This is a genomic window from Dietzia maris, assembly GCF_014144855.1.
GTDB classification, from domain to species: Bacteria; Actinomycetota; Actinomycetes; order Mycobacteriales; family Mycobacteriaceae; genus Dietzia; species Dietzia kunjamensis.
In genome coordinates this window covers 1-5,057 of record NZ_JAALDN010000176.1, presented here as the reverse complement: position 1 = coordinate 5,057, position 5,057 = coordinate 1, and the positions used below count along the sequence as shown (strand labels likewise).

General features: G+C 71.8%; 5 protein-coding genes and 1 pseudogene. 2 read left to right on the top strand and 4 right to left on the bottom strand.

Going from position 1 to position 5,057, the window contains the following annotated elements; all coding sequences use genetic code 11:
• Positions 1-30 precede the first annotated feature (30 nt).
• Complete coding sequence (locus G6024_RS06445; protein ID WP_235027787.1) at positions 31-1,119, bottom strand: XdhC family protein; 1,089 nt, start codon at positions 1,117-1,119, stop codon at positions 31-33.
• A gap of 133 nt (positions 1,120-1,252) precedes the next feature.
• On the opposite strand from G6024_RS06445, the gene G6024_RS06440 reads away from it, so the two are divergent.
• The gene (locus tag G6024_RS06440) at positions 1,253-2,182 is read left to right on the top strand and encodes an SDR family NAD(P)-dependent oxidoreductase (protein WP_159148321.1); all 930 of its coding nucleotides are present in this window, start codon (positions 1,253-1,255) and stop codon (positions 2,180-2,182) included.
• A gap of 18 nt (positions 2,183-2,200) precedes the next feature.
• On the opposite strand, the gene G6024_RS06435 is transcribed toward G6024_RS06440, so the two are convergent.
• On the bottom strand, positions 2,201-3,124 hold the full coding sequence (locus G6024_RS06435; protein WP_069389691.1) for an SDR family oxidoreductase: 924 nt from the start codon (positions 3,122-3,124) through the stop codon (positions 2,201-2,203).
• A 209-nt stretch (positions 3,125-3,333) separates the two neighbouring features.
• On the opposite strand from G6024_RS06435, the gene holA reads away from it, so the two are divergent.
• Entirely contained in the window at positions 3,334-4,311 is a 978-nt protein-coding gene (holA, locus tag G6024_RS06430) for a DNA polymerase III subunit delta (protein ID WP_159148320.1), read from the top strand.
• 203 nt (positions 4,312-4,514) lie between these two features.
• On the opposite strand, the gene rpsT is transcribed toward holA, so the two are convergent.
• A complete protein-coding gene (gene rpsT / locus G6024_RS06425) occupies positions 4,515-4,775 on the bottom strand; it encodes a 30S ribosomal protein S20 (RefSeq protein WP_067719663.1) in 261 nt (86 codons plus the stop codon).
• Positions 4,776-4,974: 199 nt separating this feature from the next.
• Positions 4,975-5,057: pseudogene (locus G6024_RS16610) on the bottom strand (type II toxin-antitoxin system PemK/MazF family toxin); the annotation flags it as partial.

The window sequence follows — 5,057 nt, the reverse complement described above, 5'->3', positions numbered from 1 at the left end:
GACCCGCGCCCGCGGCCAGCACCAGGCCGGTCATCGGTGGATGGCCACGTCGAGGCCCGTGAGCGGCGCGCCGGTGCCGCCGCGGCGATGGGCGACCAGTTCGGCGGCGACGGACACGGCGGTCTCCTCCGCTGTGCGCGCACCGAGGTCCAGTCCGAGGGGGGAACGCAGGCGGGCGAGTTCGGAGTCGGTGAGTCCCTCCGCTCTGAGCAGATCGAGTCGTTCGGCGTGGACGCGGCGGCTACCCATCGCGCCGACGTACCCCGCCGGACTGCGCAGGGCCGACCGCAGGAGCGGTATGTCGAACTTGTGGTCGTGGGTGAGCACGCAGATCGCGGTGGATTCGGCGACCGTCACGGAGTCCAGGTAGTCGTGCGGCCAGCAGGTGATCACCTCGTGTGCCTCCGGGAAGCGCTCTCGTCGGTTGAGGGCGGGGCGGGCGTCGCAGACCACCACCCGGTAGCCGAGCAGGGCGCCGGCCCGGCTGAGCGCCTCGCCGAACGCGCTCGCGCCGAAGATGAGAAGGGAGGGGGGAGCGAAGGAGTGCACCAGCACGCGGGTGGCCGGCTCGTCGACGCCCGTGGGGCCGGGGATGTCGACCGTCACCGCACCGGGGCGACCGACGTGTTCGGCCGCGACGCGGGTCGCGTGACGGTCCAGGTGCGTGTCACCGAGGGAACCCTCGGTGCCGTCGGTTGCCACCACCAGGTGGGCGCCGGGGCATCGGCCTGTCACGGTGGTCGCGAGGACCGCCGACCGACCTCCGCGCAGCGTCTGGCGCACCCGTTCCAGCGCATCGTGACCGGCGTCGTCGAGCGGGTGGACGAGGACCTCCGAGGTCCCGCCGCAGGTCGGCCCTTCGGCGAACGCGGTGAGCTCATCCCCGCCGAAACGGGCGAGCACGGGGGTGCCGTCGGCGATCACCTGCTCGCACAGGGAGAACACCGTCCCGTCCACGCAGCCACCCGAGACGCCGCCGACGACCTCGCCGTCGGCGGCGACCGCCATCGCCGTACCCGGCGGAAGGGGCGCCGACCCCCCGGTGTGCACGACCCTGGCCAACGCGCCGGGCACGTTCTCCAGGCGCCAGCGGCGTACGGCGTCGAGCAGCAGATCCACCTCCCCAGTATCCCGGCGACCACAGGCCGCCGCATCCGTTCGTCGGCGCTGCCTGACCGGATGCGTGGTCGGCGACCGCGGTGGACCATGGGCGTCACAGTCGGACCCTGGAAGACCACCCGGAGGAGGAATCATGGGCAAGCGGGAAGACCTGGCGGGACGTACGGTCGTCGTCACGGGTGCCTCGAGCGGATTCGGCCGCGGCACGGCACTGGCACTCGGTGAGCGGGGTGCCCACGTCGTCGTCGCCGCCCGGAGGGCCGCACCGCTGGAGGAGGTCGTCACGCAGATCACCGGGGCCGGCGGCAGCGCGGTGGCAGTGCCGACCGACGTCAGCGACGCGGACGCCGTCGAGCAGCTCGCCGCGGCGGCGGAGGAGCGTTTCGGTCACATCGACGTGTGGGTCAACAACGCTGCGGTCGGCGTCATGGGTCTGTTCTGGGAGGTGCCCGTCGCCGACCACGCGCGGCTCGTCGACGTGGACCTCAAGGGGATGATGTTCGGTGCCCATGCGGCGCTGCGCCGCTTCGCCGCTCGAGGGGAGGGCGTGTTGGTCAACGTCGGCTCGGTCGCCGGCGAGGTGCCGTTGGCGTACCAGGCCAGCTACGCCGCGGCGAAGGCGGGCATCAGCAGCCTGGGACGTTCACTCAACGAGGAGCTGCGGTTGGCCGGGTTGGGCGAACAGGTCACGGTGTCCACGATCCTGCCGTGGGCCGCCGACACGCCCTGGTGGGATCACGTCGGAAACTACACCGGACACGCGCCCAGGCTGTCGGCGATGGACGATCCCGACATCGTGGTGGAGGCGATCATCGACGCGTGCACCGATCCGCAGCAGGAGCGGCCGGTCGGCCCCAAGGTCCGCACCGCGAGGTCCTCGCACAGGCTGTTCCGCGAGCTGGGCGAGCGGTTCTCCGGGAAGCTCTCGGAGTCCGAGATCAGCAAGGGCACGCCCGTGCCGGACACCGCCGGCGCCCTCCACGAGCCGGTCGCGGAGGGCACCGCGGTCCACGGTGACACCCGGGAGCGGATGGTCATGGAGGACGCCGAGCGGCGGTCCTGAGGCCGACAGGTCCGGGGGTCACGGCGTGGGCATGCCTCCGGTCACCGCGAGTGTCTCGCCGATCACGTAGCTGGACTCGGGCGAGGCGAGGAACACGTAGGCGGGCGCCAACTCGGTGGGTTGCCCGGCGCGGCCGAGCGGGGTGGACGTGCCGAACTCGGGCAACTCCTCCTTGGGCTGCCCGTCCGACACCTGTAGAGGAGTCCAGATGGGGCCGGGCGCCACGGCGTTGACCCGGATACCCTTGGGGGCGAGCTGTTGCGCCAGCCCCTTGGTGAAGTTGTTGATCGCGGCCTTGGTGGACGCGTAGTCCAGCAGGTTCGGCGGCGCCATGTAGGCCACCACGGACGTGGTGTTGATGATCGTGGACCCGGGTTCCAGATGGCGCAACGCGGCCCTGGTCACCCGGAACATCCCGACGATGTTGACCCCGAAGGTGTCGGTGAGCTGCTCGTCGGGCAGATCCTCGAGCGCGGGTGCGACGACCTGCTTGCCGGCGTTGTTGACGAGGATGTCGAGGCCTCCGAGCCGCTCGACGGCGGTGTCGGCGAGGCTCTCGCAGAACGCGCGGTCGGTGAGATCGCCGGGGATGAGCACGGCCGTGCGGCCTTCGCGCTCGATGATCTCGGCGACCGCGCGGGCGTCGGGTTCCTCCTCGGGCAGGTGGTGGATGGCCACGTCGGCGCCCTCGCGGGCGAAGGCGATCGCCACCGCGGCCCCGATGCCCGAGTCGCCGCCGGTGATGAGCGCCCTGCGGCCGGTGAGCCGGCCGGTGCCACGGTAGGAGTGCTCGCCGAGGTCCGCCTTCGGCTCCAGGTCGGCGTCGAGGCCCGGCTCGTCCTGGTGTTGGACCGGCGGCTCGATGGCGGGGTAGCGGGTCGCCGGGTTCTGGAACGTCAGCTGGTCCGTCGTCTCGGTGTTAACGTCCTGGTTCTCGCTCATGTCGTTCCTTTCGATGCTGGGACACCGCGCATCGTGGCGCTCCGCGTCGGCGTCGCACGGTCGGACTGGCTCGTGGCCCCGAAAATACGTGGGGGAGCGGGCCGGGTCGACCGGTCGGTGCGCGGTGGTGGTGCGGGCCTGTCGGCGGGGCGTGGCACGATGACTGGGAGAGATGACGACGACAACCACAACGACGACGAGGAGCGCAGATGGCATCGGGGTCGGCACCGGCTGTGTTGCACCTGGTGTTGGGCGAGGACGAGTTCCTCACCGAACGCGCCACCACGGGCGTCGTCTCGGCGGTGCGTGCGGCGACCCCCGCCGGGCAGGACGCGCCGGTCGTCTCGAGGCTCGGCGGGCCCGAGGTCACGGCTCCGCAGCTGTTCGAGCTGCTCTCGCCGTCCCTGTTCGGTGAGGCCCGCATCGTGGTGATCACCGGCGCGGCGGAGCTGGGCAAGGACGCCCAGTCCGCGGTGCTCGGCGCGGCCCGTGACCTGCCCCCCGAGACGGTTCTGGTCGTCCAGCACACCGGTGGCGGTCGCGCCAAGGCCCTGGTGGCGGACCTGCGCAAGGCGGGGGCCGAGGAACACGCGGCGGGCAAGATCACCCGGCACACGGACGTGGTCGGCTTCGTCCGGTCCGAGTTCCGGACACAGGACGTGAGGGTCGCGCCCGAGGCCTGCGAGGCACTCGTGGAGGCGGTGGGGACGGACCTGCGGCAGTTGGCGTCGGCGTGCGGTCAGCTCGTGGCCGACACCGGCGGCAAGGTCGACGTGGAGGCGGTGCGGCGGTACCACTCGGGGGTCGTGGGGGTCAGCGGGTTCACCGTGGCCGAACGCGCGGTCACCGGGGACGTGGCCGGCGCGATCGAGGCACTCGAGTGGGCCATGCACACCGGGGTCCCGCACGTCGTGCTCGCCGACGCCCTGGCCGACGCGGTGAACTCCATCGCCCTGGTCGGCACCCAGCGGGGCGTGCCGCCGGCCGACCTGGCCCGGCAGGGCCTGCCGCCGTGGAAGGTCAAGAAGGTCACCGCGCAGACCCGCTACTGGTCCATCGAGACCCTGGGCAGCGCGCTGCAGGTCGTCGCCACGCTCAACGGCGAGGTCAAGGGCGGGGCGGAGGACACGTCCTACGCCCTCGAGCGCGCTGTCCGCGCGGTCGGATCGCTCGCGTCTGCCGGCTGACCGGACCCGCGCGGCAGGGACGCGGGCGGGCCCGAATCGGGGAATCGACGGCCAGACACATGGCGGCCAGGCACACGACGGCCATACATACGACGAGGGCCCACCTCACGCACGTGGTGCGGGGTGGGCCCTCGGAGCCTCGTCACGTCAGGCGAGCAGACGTGGGGCTGGGTGCCTCCCGGTCAGGGGAGGGACCGGGGTGCTCAGAGGCTGTTGACAGCCTTGGTGAGCGCCGACTTCTTGTTGGCGGCCTGGTTCGGGTGGATGACACCCTTGCTGGCGGCCTTGTCGAGCTGACGGGAGGTGGCGACGAGCAGGGCGCCGGCCTTCTCCTTGTCACCGGCCGCGGTGGCCTCACGCAGGCTGCGGATGGCGGTACGCAGGCCCGACTTGGTCGACTGGTTGCGGAGGCGGTTGCGCTCGTTGGTGAGGTTCCGCTTGATCTGGGACTTGATGTTGGCCACTCGTCACACCTTTTTGTCGTGTGTCGACGGCTCCACGAGGGGATCCCGCCGATCGGATGTCTTGTCGTCTCGTCCGCGCGGACACGTGCACAACGTGCTCCGGTGGACACCGACGACCCACTTTACCAGCGGGGGTGTCACCGGCCAAAACGTGCGACGACGCCTCCGTCGATCCCCGGCCCCGGAGGGGTCGGCCGTCTCAGCGCCAGCCGTAGTCGGCGCGGAGCCGATCGGCGACCGCCTCGAACCTCGGCCGCGGGCAGATCGCGCCCTCGCGGCGGA